At 34.5% G+C, this 17,740-nt stretch carries 11 protein-coding genes; 2 read left to right on the top strand and 9 right to left on the bottom strand.

The genetic code is table 11. From position 1 onward, the window contains the following. The first annotated feature begins 51 nt into the window (after positions 1–51). Both BN1075_RS22255 and BN1075_RS15145 read left to right on the top strand, forming a co-directional pair. A complete protein-coding gene (locus tag BN1075_RS22255; protein WP_052406577.1) occupies positions 52–309 on the top strand; it encodes a P-loop NTPase family protein in 258 nt (85 codons plus the stop codon). 409 nt (positions 310–718) lie between these two features. Further along, a complete protein-coding gene (locus BN1075_RS15145; RefSeq protein ID WP_040194061.1) occupies positions 719–6,364 on the top strand; it encodes a S8 family serine peptidase in 5,646 nt (1,881 codons plus the stop codon). Positions 6,365–7,040: 676 nt separating this feature from the next. Here BN1075_RS15145 and BN1075_RS15140 read toward each other — a convergent pair. The 9 genes from BN1075_RS15140 to allC form a co-directional block, all read right to left on the bottom strand. Continuing rightward, the gene (locus tag BN1075_RS15140) at positions 7,041–8,297 is read right to left on the bottom strand and encodes a dicarboxylate/amino acid:cation symporter (RefSeq protein ID WP_040194060.1); all 1,257 of its coding nucleotides are present in this window, start codon (positions 8,295–8,297) and stop codon (positions 7,041–7,043) included. An 83-nt stretch (positions 8,298–8,380) separates the two neighbouring features. Beyond that, positions 8,381–9,742 (bottom strand): allantoinase AllB, encoded by a 1,362-nt coding sequence (gene allB, locus BN1075_RS15135; protein ID WP_040194059.1) that lies wholly within the window; start codon positions 9,740–9,742, stop codon positions 8,381–8,383. A 12-nt stretch (positions 9,743–9,754) separates the two neighbouring features. Then, positions 9,755–11,119 carry an NCS1 family transporter gene (locus BN1075_RS15130; protein WP_052406576.1) on the bottom strand — a complete coding sequence of 455 codons (1,365 nt, stop codon included), beginning with the start codon at positions 11,117–11,119 and terminating at the stop codon, positions 9,755–9,757. Between the two features lie 233 nt (positions 11,120–11,352). Then, positions 11,353–12,336 (bottom strand): electron transfer flavoprotein subunit alpha/FixB family protein, encoded by a 984-nt coding sequence (locus BN1075_RS15125; RefSeq protein WP_040194058.1) that lies wholly within the window; start codon positions 12,334–12,336, stop codon positions 11,353–11,355. After that, a complete protein-coding gene (locus BN1075_RS15120) occupies positions 12,337–13,131 on the bottom strand; it encodes an electron transfer flavoprotein subunit beta/FixA family protein (RefSeq protein WP_040194057.1) in 795 nt (264 codons plus the stop codon). Between the two features lie 45 nt (positions 13,132–13,176). Further along, entirely contained in the window at positions 13,177–14,340 is a 1,164-nt protein-coding gene (locus BN1075_RS15115; RefSeq protein ID WP_040194056.1) for an NAD(P)/FAD-dependent oxidoreductase, read from the bottom strand. 89 nt (positions 14,341–14,429) lie between these two features. Then, positions 14,430–15,674 carry a Zn-dependent hydrolase gene (locus tag BN1075_RS15110; RefSeq protein WP_040194055.1) on the bottom strand — a complete coding sequence of 415 codons (1,245 nt, stop codon included), beginning with the start codon at positions 15,672–15,674 and terminating at the stop codon, positions 14,430–14,432. 32 nt (positions 15,675–15,706) lie between these two features. Then, positions 15,707–16,468: a (S)-ureidoglycine aminohydrolase gene (gene allE / locus BN1075_RS15105; protein WP_040194054.1), complete on the bottom strand. Its 762-nt coding sequence runs from the start codon at positions 16,466–16,468 to the stop codon at positions 15,707–15,709. Positions 16,469–16,499: 31 nt separating this feature from the next. After that, a complete protein-coding gene (gene allC, locus BN1075_RS15100; protein ID WP_042387383.1) occupies positions 16,500–17,732 on the bottom strand; it encodes an allantoate deiminase in 1,233 nt (410 codons plus the stop codon). Between the last annotated feature and the right edge of the window lie 8 nt (positions 17,733–17,740).

The following is a 17,740-nucleotide window of genomic DNA, read 5'->3' as shown; positions in this document are numbered from 1 at the left end:
TCCCTAGCCCTTGGTATATTATTATCCACCTTTGCGACAAGTGAATTTTAGATGATGCAATTCATTCCAATAGTCGTTATCCCTCAAATATTTTTTGCTAGAATCATTCCAGTAGAAAATATGGCACCTTGGCTTCAAAACATTGCAAAAGTAATGCCCATGTACTATGTCGGCTCAGCTCTTGAAGGCATTATGTATAAAGGCTATGGACTTATAGATATCACAAATAATCTTCTTGCATTATTATTCTTTGCTGTGATTTTTATATTATTAAATATTCAGGCGCTAAAGAAATATAGGAAATTATAAATAATAAACAATAATATTATTACTCTTTTTTATTAATAACTGGAGCCTGTCCCTTTATACCCTCAGTGAGAAGTCCCTGCAATTTACACTACAATAGAATTGTAAAAATCATATATCTCCTTTAATAATATTTAAAATTTCCCCGTCTACTATTTAACTTTAAATGTAAATTTATTCATGAAAAAATTCACATTTATATTTAGAATTTTTATTTTACATAAATCACACTTAAATTATTTTAAAATTTTATATTCTTTTAATTTCTTTTAAAAGAAAAAAATGAATAATTGTATACTTTCTTAAGCATAAACTGAAATTTTTAAAATAGACATTGCTGTAAAAGTAAATAATTATATGAATTTTTATAAATCAAAATGCGATGAAAACTTATTGTTCTGGAATATTTTGTATGTTAACCTTGAATTATAAAGCTTATACAGCAATCATTTTTCTTAAATATTTACTTTATGTATATATTTATAAACTTGTTACAAATGAGTTTTACATTACGATTTTATTAAAAAGGGGGATATTTTATGAAGAGAAAAAAATTCAAAAGCTGATAACTACAGTACTTACAGTTACATTCTTAACTAATACCATGAGTACTTTAGCATTTGGCCTTACAAAAGATACTCCTGGTACAAGCTATGCCGATTTAGTTCAGACCTTAAGAAATTCAGAGAATTATACTGAAGATAATACTGACTTTATAAGCAAAGACATAGACACAACTAGTTCAGACATGGTGTCTGTCATAGTTGAGTTTGTTAGTGAACCTTTAGCTGTTTTGAATGCAAATAATGGGACAACCTATTCTTTAACAGAAAACAAGGTAGACAGAGACCATAGAATTTTTGAGAGCTACCTTTCTAAAATTCCTGGAAAATTTGCTCTTGATAGTGAGACTCCTAAAATTACTTATTCCTATAAAACTGTTTTTAACGGAGTAGCTTTATCTATTAAAGGTACTGAAGTTAAAGGTCTATTAAATTCTGGTGTTGTAAAAAAAATTCATAGTGATGCTATAGTTACCGTTGATCCTCCAGTAGAAGAAGTTTCTTCTGAAGATAATGAAATCACACCATTTATGATGGACTCTGTTCCATTCCTTGGTGTTGATGATCTTCATGATGAAGGCATTAATGGAAATGGAATTAAGGTGGGAGTTCTTGATACTGGTATAGATTATAATCACCCTGATTTAACCAATGTATATAAAGGATTTAGATCTGAAGATGGCGACCCTGCTACACAAGATATTGATTCTACAATTGGATGGGATTATATAGATAATGATGCGGATCCAATGGAAACCACCTATAGTGACTGGTTGGAAAGTGATTCTCCTGAATTTAATAGCAATGGAGATCCTTATTATACTTCCCACGGAACCCACGTATCTGGAACTATCGCAGGAACTGGTGATAATAAAGAGGCTGAAATTCCAGTGCTAGGAGTTGCACCTGAAATTGAGCTCTATAGTTACAGGGTTTTAGGACACTACGGTTCTGGTGCTACCTCCGGAATCATTTCTGCTATAGAAAAATCTGTTAAGGATGGTATGGATGTAATTAATATGTCTCTTGGTTCTTCTGGTGGCAACGGTCCTTTTGACGCAATAGTAACTGCTACAAATAATGCTACTTTAGCTGGAGTTGTAACTGTAATTTCTAATGGAAATTCTGGTCCTAATTCCTTTACTGTTGGAAGTCCTGGAACTGCACAGCTTCCTATTGCAGTTGGTGCAAGTACTGTTGATATTAATATTAATAAATATCAATTAGCTATTGGTGATTTAAAAATAAATTCCTCTCTTTTGAGTTCAAGTTATAATTATAAACTTGATGACCTCTTAAATAAGGAGTTAGATATTGTATATTGTGACCTTGGATATCCTGCTGATTATGAAGGTAAAGACCTTAAAGGAAAGATTGCCTTTGTGGATAGAGGAATCCTCTCCTTCCTAGATAAGGCTAAAAATGCAGCTGAAGCAGGTGCTGAAGCCATTATAATCGCTAATAACACAACTGAAACTGAAATTCCATTCATTGGTGAAAGTAATGGTGCAAATATCCTTGCTATTACCCTTGATGAAGGAAATGCTCTAAAGAAAGTATTAGATAATAAAGTCACAATAAATGCAAATGGAACTGACTTAATTAAAGGTGATGAAGTTACCAGCTTTAGTTCTGTTGGACCAGTTAGCCAGACCTATGAAATTAGACCTGACATTGTAGCTCCTGGTTCCGGCGTATATTCAGCAGCACCTGAATATATTAATGATAAGGATGAGAATGTAGATAATTATGCTATTGCATATCAAAGGATGAGTGGAACTTCTATGGCAGCTCCTCACATTGCTGGTATTGCAGCTTTAATTTTACAAAACAATCCTGATTACACACCTACAGATGTTAAGAATGCAATAATGAATACTTCTGAGCATATTCATAAAAAAGATGGAACAAGCTACAGCGTTCATGAAACTGGTGCTGGAAGAGTTAATGCCTTTGAAGCTGTTCATGAAAAAGTTGCCTTCTCAGCAAACTATAAGGTTACAGCTGGTGAAGACCATAAAGAGCTTGATAATGTGACTGGTATGCTATCTTTTGGCAAAATTATGGCACCTGAAGAAGGAACAATTTCTAAAACTATTCCTGTAACAGTGTCAAATAGCTCAGCAACTTCTAAATCTTATTCAATAGAAATAGAGTACTCTGATAGCTCAAGAGCCCAAGATGCAGTTAAAAATAATGTTAAGCTTGCTACTCAAACTGAGATTCAAGTTGCTGCTGGAGGTAGTGAAACCTTTGACGTAACACTTTCTGCTCCTATTCCTGTAGAGTTTGGAACCTACGAGGGTTTTATTCACTTCACTGAAGTTGGTGCTGAAGAAAACACTTATCAAATGCCTTTCAGTGTTAATATCATGAAAGATGGATTTGCAAACTTAACTTATCCTTCTGTATCTGATGGATTTGGTCAAGGAATAACTGCATTTACTTCTTCTGATTTATTTGCAAGAAACTTTAATACTCACTTTGGGCTTGCTGATATAACTATAATGCTTCAAGTTAATGAGCCAATTAAATCAATTAAAACTTTTGTGGTAGATCCTGAAACTAAAGAGCGTATTGGATATGGCGGTATGCAGGAAACTAACTGGTTGCCAATTGGTGTTGACGTTATGTTAGAAAATTTTGTTCCAAATGGTAAGGTTAGAAAAATTGTGAATGGTAAAATATCTCATGAAGAATTCCCTGTACCTACAGGTGTATATAAACTAGAAGTAGTAGCTGAAGGCTATGATGGAAACGAATTCTCTGAATACCTTCCTATGGGAATTATAAATGATACAAAATCAGATAAAGTAACCTTTAACATGGAAGAAGGAATTCATGAAGTAACTGAAGATATGTACTCATCTAATATCTGGTATGATGGTGAAGAACATGAAGGATTATGGCTAAATGCTAATGTTTATAATGATATAGTAAATACTTTGAAGACTGAATACGACCTAAGTTATTTAAAACAAGAAGAAGTTAACACTATTTTTGCTAACGGAACTGGTAGAGATGGCTGGGAAGCTAGCATGGGAACTATGTCTAAATCTGATGGAAATATTCTTGTAGCTGGTGTTGAAAGAGCTGATTTAGAAAGTGGCTTCTTTAGGGTAGACCTTAGCTATGCAAATGCCGGTAAAATAGGTCTTAAGCCTGCTATATTTACTTTTGTAAACCATGGTTCAAGTTATCTTTCTTTAGATACTGATACAGAAAAGATAAGTGAAAACTCAACTGTAAACTCTTCTATAACATTAAACAATGGTGAAAATGTAGTAAAAGGTTCATTTAAAATAAGAAGCAATGGAGATGCTATTTTCTCTGAACCAACAATTTCCCCATCTGATGAACTAAAAGCACTAACAGGAAATGACATTAAAATTACCACTGAATACAATAATGTTAACGGTGATTGGGAATCCTATGGTGAACTTACAGTTTCCTTTGAGCTAACATCATCTGATTCAAGCTTCAAAGGCATAAATGGAGATATGAAGCTCTTTGATATTGCTTACACAGTAGACAGTTTTAAGGGGATTAGTGAAGATTTAGCTGACGATGATAACTTTAACTATATTACCTTAAAGGGTATAGATGGCGAGTTTAAAAACTCTCAGGATGAAGCTATAGACGTCATGGCTGGAACTATATACAAAACTCTTGACTTAGAATATAAAGAAAGAACCTTAATTTATGTTCAAACTGACAGTCCAATGCGTGGAATGAAAAATGCCAATGCTTATGTTATAGACAATGCTGGAAATAGGTATAAACCTACCTATTTAAAACTAGATGAATGGGCTGGACGAAATCATCTCTTTACCTTCAATGACCTTCCAGTAATTGATGGTGATTATAAGGTTATCCTTGAAATGCCAGGATGCTTCGACAGTGTTATGAATGTTCCTGGAAGTAAGCTTAATGAAAAAGGTGTCAGAGTTGGTAATACCTTCGGAGTAACTTCTTATAGCTTTTATGCTCAATCCATGGCTTCCTATTCTGGCGACGTAAACGGAGATGGTGCTATAGATATCGTTGATGCAACCGAAATTGGTAAATTATACAAACCTGGTAATGATCATATATTTGATACCTATAGTGCTGAAGGTTCTGAAAGTGCTGAGCCTATAGCTGCAGATTTAACTCAAGATGGAGTAGTTGATTATTATGATATGTTCCTACTCTTATCCAACTATTTGATGCAAGACTTTACCCGTGAAGATTCAAAAATTCCTGAAGAATACCTTGATGGAAGAGACATTACAGATATTCTTGAAAGCTGTGGTTATTTCGACGAAGTACCTGAAAGAAATGTTATTTTAAATATGGATAAGGAAACTTCCTTTGTTGGTGATGAAGTTAAATTTAGTGTTAAACCTGCCACTGAAGAAGTTGAATTTGAGTATGAATTCTCTGTTAGAGAGAAAAATGATACTGATTGGACTGTAGTTCAAGAAAGATCTCCCGAAAGAAATCTTAACTGGACTAGTAAAACTGATGGAGAATATGAATTTAGAGCTAGAGTATTCCTAGATGAAATCAACTATGTATGGCAAGATAACAAATTCCATACTGTAAGCTGGGCAGATCTTAAAGGAATATCTCTCGATAAAGAAATTCTTGACTTAAACACTGGTGATGCTGCTGAGTTGACAGTAAGTCTCAATCCTTGGAATGCAAAACCTCAAGAATTTGTATGGTCATCTTCTGATGAAAAAGTTGCTACTGTTAAAGATGGTAAGATTCAAACATTAAAAGCTGGTACAACTACTATAACAGTTAAAACTTTAGATGATAACTTTAGCGCTTCTTGTACCGTTAATGTAACTGACGTTGCTCTAGAATCTATTAAAATAAGCAAAAACACTTTAGAGCTCAAGAAAGATGAAGACTCCAAACTTGAAGTAACCTTTATGCCTGAAAATGCAACAAATAAAAATGTTACTTGGAATTCTGCCGATGAAAAAATAGCATCAGTTGTAGATGGAAAAGTAACTGGTCTAAGTGCCGGAACTACAACTATTACAGTTACAAGTGAAGAAGGTAACTTTAGTGATATCTGTGTTGTAACTGTAAAAGAAGATCCAGCACCACCAACAAAACCATTAGCTGAGAAAATAACCTTAAATAAGAATAAAGCTAAGTTAAATGTTGGAGACAAACTTACTCTTAAAGCAACTATCTCCCCTGCTGAAGCAGAAATGCCAGAATTAACATGGACTTCTTCTAATAAAAAAGTAGCTACAGTTAAAGATGGTGTAATTACTGCAGTTGGAGAAGGAAAAGCTAAAATAACCGTAAAATCTAAAGATGGTAAGCTTTCTGACAGCTGCGATATAACTGTTAGCAAGAAAAATGGAGGATCAAATCTTCCTCAGACTGGTTCTCTTCTAGGAACAGACCTCCTTGTATCTGCTGGATTAATGGCTCTAAGCGTTAGTACTTTAATAGTAGTAGGTAAGAAAAAGGAAAATGAAGAAGACTAGATAAAAACTATGACCCCTGTGGTAATTTCTCCACAGAGGGTCATTCTTTATCTCATTCCTTTAAATTACTCGCAAAAACAAAAGAAATTCTACTTCATAACTATACAGCTAAATTAATTAACTCCATTAGTTACATAGTAGAATTCCTAACCTTTGAATATTGTGATGAACTTATAAAGGCTTCAAAAATCACCAAGAATTTATCTTTAAATGAATACCTGGATATTTTTAAACCTAAAGATAAAAAAGATAACAGTGTCGAGAATATTATTGCTGAAACTTCTTATGAGTATGCTAAACCCTCACCGCTACATTATATTTCTTCTTACAAAGCTTTAAACAGCCTTGCAAAGAAAAACGGATATTTCCTGCATAGAATAAGAGGAAACTATGCTATTTATAAAAATAACAATGGCATGATAATCCCTATTCCTCAACATAAAATTGGTAAAGGTCTATCTATACATATTCAAAAATCCATTTTAGGAATAATATAAAGTCAAGTTGAAATAAGATAATCTAAAAAAATTTATTTAATTAAATACATAAGAAAATTGCCTCTGTCTAAAAAACAGAAGCAATTTTCTTATGGGTTGTTTTATAATTTTCACCAATGCTCACACATAAATCATTATTACTTTATTTTGAGCTATCACTATATTTATACCCTTTTAATTTAACCAGTAATTTCCACTTTAATAGAATCAGATTCTTTTTTTCTACCATAGAAAATATCATAATCTAATTCTTTACTATCTTTTGCAATCAACATTGAAGCTAATGCATCTATATCCACATTTAAAAGGGTTCTAAACATTCCTGAAAACCAGTCTATACCCGATAATAATGCAATTCCTTCTATTGGAAGACCTACAGCAGGTATTACAATTGTTAAGGCTACTAATCCACCACCTGGCACAACAACTGTTCCTAGACAAGATAATGTTGAAAGTACTGCAACCCTTAGTATACTACCAATGCTCATTTCTACTCCGAAGGCTTGTGCTACGGTTATACACGCTAAAGTTAGGAATATTGCTAAACCATTACTATTTAGAGTCATCCCTAATGGATTTACTAATCTAGAAATACGCTTGCTTACCCCTAGTTTGCTTTCACTATCTCCCATTTTAGTTGGTAATGAAATTGCAGAAGAGGTCGTTGTGAATGCAATAATTGACATGTTAGCAATATTGATACATATTCTTAGAGGATTTACTTTGCAATATGCTGCTGCAACAAGTATACATATTGCTAGATGTATTATTGATCCAAGTCCAAGTACACCTAAAAACTTAATAAGGGGTAAAAGCACCTTTACTCCTGCAGTTCCAGTTGTATATGCTATAAGACAGCATATTCCTATCGGAGCCAAATTCATTACTAAGCTGACTAATCTTAGGATAACCTTGTTAAATGCAGATACCATATCCAATAATGAATTAACTGCCTTATCAACTTTTATCTGACTAAGAGCTACTCCAAATAAAGACATAAATATAATAACTTGTATCATATTACCATCAGACATTGCTTTAATGATATTAGTAGGAACAAAATCAACTATCATTTCATACAAGCTTTGTGCAGGTGGTACAACAATTTCTTGTCCAGCAACAAGAGTTATGCCATTACCTGGTTTAAATATTTCTCCTAAAACAACTCCTAAGCATGCTGCAATTGCAGTACTTGTCATGAACCAGAAAAATATTTTAAATCCTAATTTCCCCAATTCTTTAGAATCTAAATTTCCTAAGGCCTCCACTACAGAACCTGCAATAAGTAATACTACTGACATTTGAATTAATCTTAAAAATATATCTCCTATTACTTTAATGCCAACTATTCTCTCGCCGAAGACTAAACCTAATAAAATTCCTAGTACCATTGCAATAAGTATTTGCATTGTCATTGACAATTTTATTTTTTTCATAATTTATCCCCCTGTATAAAAAGCATTTTTTCTTACCTAAAAAATTTGCTCCTACTCAATGCAGGAGTCACTTACAAATATCATTAGCCTTTTTTTACATGTTCTCCTATTGCTGGTCCTTCAATCCCTTGTTCTTTATCGTAGACAATATTACCACGTACAAGGGTTTTTATAACTTGACAGCCGATTTCTTTATTAACATATGGGCTGTGTTTATGCTTATATTGCAAATATTCTGACTTCAGAACATAAGGGCTATTTGGTTTTAATAATACAATATCTGCATCCTTGCCAATAGCTATCTCTCCTTTGTTCTTTAATCCAAAAATTTTAGCTGGATTAGTTGCAAGTACTTTCATTAATTGGCACACACACATACCTCTCTTCTGAACTGCTTCATCGAACATAATGTCAAGAATATTCTGACAAGAAGACATGCCACCCCACACTTTAAACATATCATTATCCGGGTTTTCTTTCATATCTGGAGGGCAAGGTGAATGATCAGAAGTTAAAATATCAATATTTCCTTTTTTAAGCTGTTCCCATAACTTTTCTGTTTCCGCCTTACTTCTTACTGGTGGAGAACATTTTGCAACTCCACCTAGATCTATACAATCTTCCCTTGTAAGAGCAAGATAATGTGGACAAGATTCTACTGTAACCTTCATTCCATCTTTTTTCGCCTTTATAACTTCTTCAATAGCTTCAGCACAGCTTAAATGTACAAAGTGAAGTTTACATCCTGTTATCTTCCCAAAATACAGTACCCTTTTCACTGCCTCTACCTCTGCAAAAATAGGTCGTGAATCCATATAAGCTTCCATATCTTTTTTTCCTGCATTGATTGCATCCTCTGCCAGCCTATCACACACTACTGCATTTTCACAATGAATAGATAGGGTTTGATTAAGTCTTTTTAATTCAAGCATTCCCTTATATAATACATAGTCATCTATGTTTTTAAAGTCTCCTGGAACATTAAACCCACAGGTAGAAACAAAACATTTATAAGCAACAACGCCTGCTTCATCAAGCTCATGAAGCTTTTCTAAGTTATTTGGCATTAATCCTCCATACAAGGCATAATCAACATAATTTTTCCCCTTGGCACTTTCTAATTTTATATTTGCTGTATCTCCATCTGTTGTAGCTGGTAAATTGTTTAATGGCATATCCACATAACAAGTTGTTCCTCCAGCTGCTAGTGCTTTAGTTCCAGTTTCAAAGCCTTCCCATACGGTCCTTCCTGGTTCACAAAGATGAACATGGGCATCAATTACTCCTGGTAACACATACATGCCTTCTGCATCAATAATATTTTCTGAACCACATAACTCTTGTCCCATTGCCGCAATTTTTCCATCTTTTATACCAATCTCTATTTTCATTACTTCATTAGGTAAAACTACCTTACCATTCTTAATGACAACGTCATAACTCATTCTATTCTCCCCCTACTGATTCACCTTTGCAGTACCAAGTTGGTTCATCATCTTCTTTTCTTTATATTTGCTAAGGAGGTAATATGTTAATGCTGTTGGAATAATACTTGCTAACCAAGAAATCTCCACAAATAAGAATGAGAATATCACACCTACAATAAGAGCTCCAATTGCTGAAAAATTAATTCCTTTAAAAGGTCCATCTGGATTATAGTAATCACTTAAATTTATTTCCTGTTTTCTTAATACATAATAGTCAACTACTAATATAGCAAAAATTGGTCCTAAAAACGCAGAATATATCAAAATAAAAAGATTAAGTCCTGCTGCTGAAGATTCTTTAATAAGTTCCCATGGGAAAGATGCAAAGGCTGCAAGTCCTACTATTACAGATGATTTTTTAAAGTTAAGCTTCATAATATCCATAAGTGCATAAATTGGAGGTAATGCATTATTTAAAAGATTAGTCGTAATCTGTGCAAAAATTATGAATACAAGTGTTAAAACAACGACTAATTTATTTGGTACGATTTGTGAAAACCCTACTACCGGATTTGCAATCCCTGTTACTTTCGTCACAAGAAGTCCAATTATGCCCATAAATACTGTTGCTGGTATTAGAGCCAAACAGTAAACCATTCCTCTCTTAGCAGGTCCTATTCCTGGTTTTACTTCTCTTACATAATCTCCAACATTGATTAGTACCGCACAGTTAACTCCAATGAAGGATGTTACAGCTCCAAAGAACGGTAATCCCCAAGAACCTTTAAAATGAAGCAGTTCCTCTGTAACAATATTACCGTGAAGCCTTAAAATTGTGACTAACATATAAGTTAGAGCTGCAATAATAATAACTCCTCCGATGTTTTCTATTGCCTTTATACCTTTGAAGCCCAAGGCCGATAGACCTACCTGGAATAAGTGGAACACAATGAAGAATAATATAATATTATCATAACTAAATAGTATCTTACTGACCTCATTTAATGCTGAGGCACCAACCCAGCTCTGAAATCCATACCATATTGTTGCCGGTATGGCTCTACATAAGGACGGAATAAATGTACCTTTAAACCCAAAAGAGCTTCTTAGTTGTACCACATATGGCATTCCAGACTTATAACACAACTTATCGTTTAACACAAGACAAATTGCTACCAAACCAGAACCAAGTGCAATAGCCACAATTGCTTGTACAAGATTCAATCCACCTTCTACAAGATTTGATCCTAAAGAGAAATTCCCAATAGAAACACATCCCCCAAGCCATGCTAGTAAATAGGACGCACTTCCCATAATACGTTTATTGGCTGGAACTGGAGACAGACTATCTGTTTCATAAATATCTACATCTACATTTTTTATGTTATCACTCATAGTTTTATCATCCCTTTCATTTTACTGAAGGCACAAAGAAGTTGTGAAAACCTATTGTGCCTATCCATTTGAATTACAATTTAAATATTTCAAGGTGTTGATACTTTATGAGGTTAATTACCCCTATTCTTTGGATTTTATGTCGCGAAATTTTAACTCTTTGAAATTTGATTAAAAATTAGGTCAATGTCCAATCGGGTAAAGTTAATAATATAATTAGTTTATGCATCTCACTATAAGTTCAAAATACTCTCCAATACTTCTTTCATATCACCAACAATTCCGTAATCAGAAATGTTAAAAATAGGAGCTTCTTCATTTTTATTTATAGCTATAAATAATTTTGTATCCTTAATTCCTTCTGTGTGCTGAATAGCACCTGATACTCCTAATGAAATGCATATACGAGGTCTGATTGTATATCCTGTCTGTCCAATTTGATGCTCAAATGGTATGAATCCTGTATCAGCAAGTGGTCTGGTTCCACCTATTGCAGCACCTAGTTTATCTGCAACCTGCTTTAGAAGACCAAAGTTTTCTTCACTTTCTGCACCTCTTCCTCCCACTAATACAATATCTGCTGATAAAATACTGTCTGTATTATTAGTAGCCGGAAGTACTTCCAGAACTTTAATCTTAGATTCTTGCATAACTATATCTTCTAAGTAATGTATTTCTGTCTTATCTTCTTCTACCTTTTCAGCTGCAGTATATACTCCAGGTCTCACTGTCATCATCTGAGGATAACAACCTTCCTTTGTAACAATTGTCACAAATACATTCTCTCCAAAGGATGGTTTATTCTGCTTTATATAAAATGAACCATCTTCTCTAGTAGATACTTTTAGCTCTGTACAGTCTGCTGTAAGACCACATTCTAATTTTGCAGCTACTCTAGAAAATATAGAACGACTTATGGTTGTTGCAGGGACTAAAACACTAGAAGGTTCTATTCTTTCTAGCATATTCGCAATAACCTTACTTACCGCATCATCTTGAAATGAGCAATCAGTTTCTGTTTTAACTACATAAACCTCATCCACTCCAAGGTTCTTTATCTCTTCAATAATTTTTTCACAATCCTTGGCAACCACAATTGCCTTTATCTTCTCTCCTGTGATTTCCTTAATTAGATGGGCTGCTGAAACTAGTTCTGCTACAACAGCTTCTAAATTACCATTATAATTTTCTGCAAAAACACAAATTCCATTAGCCATTTAATTTTTTCCTTTCTCATTTTCAATTAATTCCATAATCTCTTTAGCCATTTCTTGTGGAGTACCTAAAAGCATCTTAGCTTTCTTTGTATGCTTTGGTGCAAATGAATCTGTTACTACTGTAGGTGAACCAGTTAGACCAGTATCTTCTGCAACCATACTAAGCTCTGCATTGGTATAAACCTCCATAGGTTTGCTTTTTGCTGCACGCTTTGTTCTTAATGTAGCAAGACGAGGTTCATTACATCCAAAACAAACCGTTACAAGAGCTGGAAGCTCACACTGAAGCTTCACACTTGTGCCTTGATATTTTTTAACTGCTTTTATCATTGAGCCTTCACTTGGGTTATACTCTATACTCTGTACTTCTGCCACATGTGGTAGGTTCAAGTATTCTGCAATCATTGCTCCTACCTGTCCAGTTGCACCATCTGAAGATAATGCTCCACATAAAAGCAAATCAAATTTCCCATATTTCTCTATAGCTTTAACTATTACTTTTGCAGTTGCAATTGTGTCTCCACCGGCAAAGGCTCTATCTGTAATAAGGCAGCTTTTATCGCACCCAATTGCCATAGCATCCCTTAATGATTTTTCTGCATCTGGTGGTCCCATTGTAAATACAACAACTTCTCCATCAGTTTTTTCTTTTAGTCTTATGGCTTCCTCAATGGCGTTCAAATCTGCAGGATTAATCATTCCTTCAGAACTCCCACGCACAAGTGCGTGGGTTTCTGGATCTACTGAAACGTTATTTGAAACAGGAACCTGTTTAATAAGAACTGCTATATTCATATTTCCTCCTCATTCAATGACAGTTTTCATGAACCTCTTTAATTTTTATTTATTTAATAAACGGCTGAATGCCCAATCCTCTAAAAGTGGAGTTGATTCGCCTCTCATGATGAATTTAGCAAGGTCTCTACTTGCTGCTGGTGCTTCTATTACACCATTTCCGCCGTATCCTGTTGCTAAAATATACCCCTCTACTGGTGTTTCCCCTAATATTGGAAGGAAATCCTTTGGTTCAGCTCTATAAGATAACCAAGATGAAACAAGACCGCTGTCTACGATTCCAGGAACCTTACACTCTAATTGATCTAATAAGAAATCAATGAAGTAATCATCTGTTCCACCTGTAGATGGAAGCTTATCTGGATCCCATTGTCCTGCATGCATTGGATTATTTAAATCCATTGATAAGTGTGATTTACATATAAAGATATTGTCTCCAGCGCGTAGAGCATAGAATTCAGGATACTTTAATACTGGGAAAGTGTATCCTAATTTTTTTCCTGGAGGACATAAGAAGAATGCTTCTGCCTTTGTATGCCAAATTGGAACATCTACTCCTACCATTTCCCCTGTAAATTTGCTCCATGGTCCAGTACAATCTACAACATAGTCAAATTCATATTCTGCTCCGTCATTTGTTTTAAGTCCAGTTATTTTTTTATTTTCAACCTTAACTTCTGTAACCTCTACACCTGTTTTTACTATTCCGCCATTTCCTTGCATTTTCTTCGCATAGGTATTAGAAATCATAGTTCCATCAAAATATCCATCATCTTCTGTGTAGCCAGCTCCTAAAATATTTTCTGTTGAGATATCTGGAAGAATCTCCTTGATACGCTCTTTATCTGTTATATATTCTCCTGTATAACCTGCTGCCTTTGTTAAAGCAATCCCAGTTTTAATTACTTTCTCTACTTCTTCATTAGTAGCAACTACTAATGTTCCTGTTTTATCAAAACCTGCAGAGCCCTTTTCTTCTTCCTCCATTTTTAAATAGGATTCAAAGCCATATAATCTTACATCCCAATATCTATTTCTTAAAGAGTCATCAAATAAACAAACAGTACCAGCTGACTTTGCTGTAGATGCTCCTCCAATAGTAGCTTTTTCAAATAAAGTAACTTCTGCATTATCATAAAGACTTAAGTGATATCCAAGGGCTGTCCCTGAAATACCTCCACCAATTATTCCAATTCTTATCTTTTCCATATATTTGTCCACCTTTCTCTTTGTATTTAAACTAATTCTTTATTAATTTTAGAAACTCTTCTAAGAATTCTATCCCACATTTTTCATTCTTAATTTATAATTTTCTTATCTATTTCAAGCACTGTGTTTAGAAGTACCTGACATCCTTTTTCAATATCTTTTTCATGGGTAAACTCATCTCTTGAATGACTAATACCTTTAACACTAGGAACAAATATCATGCCTGTTTTAAATCTCTCTGTCATCACTAATGAATCATGGAAGGCTCCACTTGGTACTATTTCATAATCAAATTCTAGATCCTTTACTACCGACTCTATTTCACCTTTGACCCATGATGACATAGGTGCTGGCTCATGATAGGAAATTTTACGGAAATCATATGAATTTACGGCTCCCTCACAAACACTCTTAAGATATTCTATTAATTTACTCTCTATTAAAGAGATTATTTCATCCTCCTGATCTCTAATTTCCAAGTTAAAAGTACACATACCAGGAACCACATTTACAGAATTTGGTGAAACCTTTATTGTTCCAACGGTAGCAACTGTAAATTCATTTCCGTACTCTGCGACAATCCTTGGCACCTGAGATATAAAATCTGCTGCTGCAACTAAGGCATCCTTCCTGTCACTCATAACAGTACTTCCTGAATGATTTGCTTCTCCATGAATCACGACTTCATATCTGCTTACTCCAGCAATGGAGGACACAATTCCAATGGAAGTACCTTTTTTATACAAGGATGCGCCTTGTTCAATGTGAAGTTCTAAAAAACAGTGAACTGAATCTTTCTTCCATTTAGCTTTATGAACCGCAGAAACATTGATTCCATAAGCTTTCATAACTTCACTTCTGGTCTCACCATACATATCAATATCATCTTCACTAATCATTGGATTTACACCACATATAGCACTGCTTCCCAGAAGGCCGTTTCCAAATCTAAATCCCTCTTCGTCTGTGAATACAATAACTTCTATGGGATGGGATAACTGATACCCATTTTCTAAAAGAGTTTCACATACACAGAGTCCTCCTACACATCCAAGAACTCCATCATACCTTCCTCCATCTGGCACTGTATCTAAATGAGATCCCATTACAATGGCTGGCAGACTTGAATCTTTTCCTTCCATCCTAATAATAATATTCCCAGCTTCATCAACTCTTGGCTGAAGACCTAAAGCCATGAAATACCCCATGAAGGTTTCTCTTCCTTTAATATCTTCTTTAGAGTATGCTACCCTGCTATGGGTGCCATCTCCTCTAGCACCACACTGATAAAGCTCGTTTATATAAGAAATAACTTTCTCTAAATTAATTTTCATAACTTCATTCCCTTTATCAAATTTTTAACTGCTTATATTTCTGGATCACGGTTGCAATCTTTAGAGTAAATGTAAGAAAATAATTCTCTTCCTACACCATAGGCTGCTTGTAAAGAGTATGCACTCATAAATAAATAATCTTCCTTCTGAACTGGTATCCACTCATTGTCTAGATTATAAACACCTTCACCAGTTAAAACATAAGCTCCATGCTCTTGATAGTGGGTTTCTATGAATGGATGACATCCCCCTGGTTTAAAAGCAAGTATGTGCATATTCATATCAAAAGCTAAATCTTTTGGAAGGAAGTCTTTAATCAAAACGTTTTCCATATCTTCATAAATTCTATATTCAACTTCATTTATATTTCCTGTAACAACCCATGTCTTTAGATCATCAAGTTGTTCATATCTCTTTTTATAAAGGAACAACCTGCAGCTTTCTTGGCCCTTATTTTCTAAATACATCTTTTTATCTGGTGGGCAGTATAAGTATCCGCCTGCTTCAAGTTCAAAAGTTTCCTCATCGGCTGCTGCTGTAACATTTCCTTCGATACAATAAACAAAGGTCTCTACTCCGTCACCACCAAAACCTTTTGCGTTCTTTCCTTCTGGATTCATTTTAATGATGTAATCAACGAAACCTGCACCCATCTTTGGAGTTGCAAGAATTGTCATTTCACAACCTTCGAAACCAGGAACCACATTGTTTACACGTCCTTCTGGTGATATTATTGCATAATTATTTTTTTTAACTATTGATCTATTAGATAACAAACCTTTTGGGTAAGCCATTTTAATTCCTCCTTTTACTTTTACATTTAAATTATTTGTATGTTAATTGATAGATACTGTCTATCAAAACTTCAACTCCCTTTGCAAGATAATGTGGGTCAGTGTACTCATTTGGATTGTGACTAATTCCATTTTCACTTGGAACAAAAATCATTGCAGTAGGGATTTCTTTTGCAATTAATTGAGAATCATGTCCTGCCCCACTATGCATAACCCTGTACTCGATATTTTTCTTGTCACAAACCTGTTCAATACAATCCACAATTTCCTTATTCATAGGAACTGGAGGTTCATTCATCCACATATGAACCTGAACTTCTACATTACATTCATTAGCAGTTTCCTTCATAAATGAAATCATTTCCTCTGTAAATTTCTTTAGAAACTCTTCTTCTGTATGCCTAATGTCTAAAGTAAATTCTGCTCTTCCCGGAACCACGTTTCCAACATTTGGATTTACCTCTATAAAACCAGCTGTTGCAACTAAAGGATTTCCATAATACCTTGCTTTATCTAAAATAGAGCTAATCATTTTGCTAGCTGCATAAAAAGCATCACGTCGATATTCCATTGGTGTTGTTCCTGCATGATTTGCTGTTCCTACTACTTCAACCTTATATCTTCTCTGCCCTGCAATACTATCAACTATGCCAATTTCTTTTTTTTCGATTTCTAAAATATTCCCCTGTTCTATATGTGCTTCTAAAAATGCTTTTACATTCCGCCTTCTGTTTCCTGAGGATTTTTTAAAGTCAAAACCTGCTTCATGAATTGCATCTTTAAACACAATGCCATTACCATCTTCAATATATTCAACTTCCTCTTTATTTTCACAACCTAAGAAGTTTTTACTTCCCCAGAAAACTGTAGGAAAACGTGAGCCTTCCTCTTCAGCAAAGGATACTACCTCAAGATTGCGACGTCCCTTACCATACTTTTCTTTCAAGTAGCCTAAAGCCACAATTCCAGCAATGATTCCATACATACCATCATACTTACCGCCGTTCACAACAGTGTCCACATGGGAACCTGTCATTATAGTTTCTTCTGATAGCTTGTCACCTTCTAAGCAGCCATACAAATTTCCTACTTCATCAAAGTATGTAGTTAATCCCTCTTCCTCCATAATCTTCTTTAACTCTATCTGAGTATCTACCCATTCCTTAGAGTAAAGAAGACGGGTAATTCCTCCCTTTGGATCAGATGCTTTTTCAGCCACACGCTCAATGAGCCCAACTATCTTCTCCTTCAAAATCTCTGACAAAAATTTCA

The sequence above is a fragment of the Clostridium culturomicium genome, from assembly GCF_000821305.1.
GTDB lineage: Bacteria > Bacillota > Clostridia > Clostridiales > Clostridiaceae > Clostridium_J > Clostridium_J culturomicium.
The sequence above is the reverse complement of the archived record's forward strand: the minus strand, read 5'-3'. Positions and strand labels throughout refer to the sequence as shown.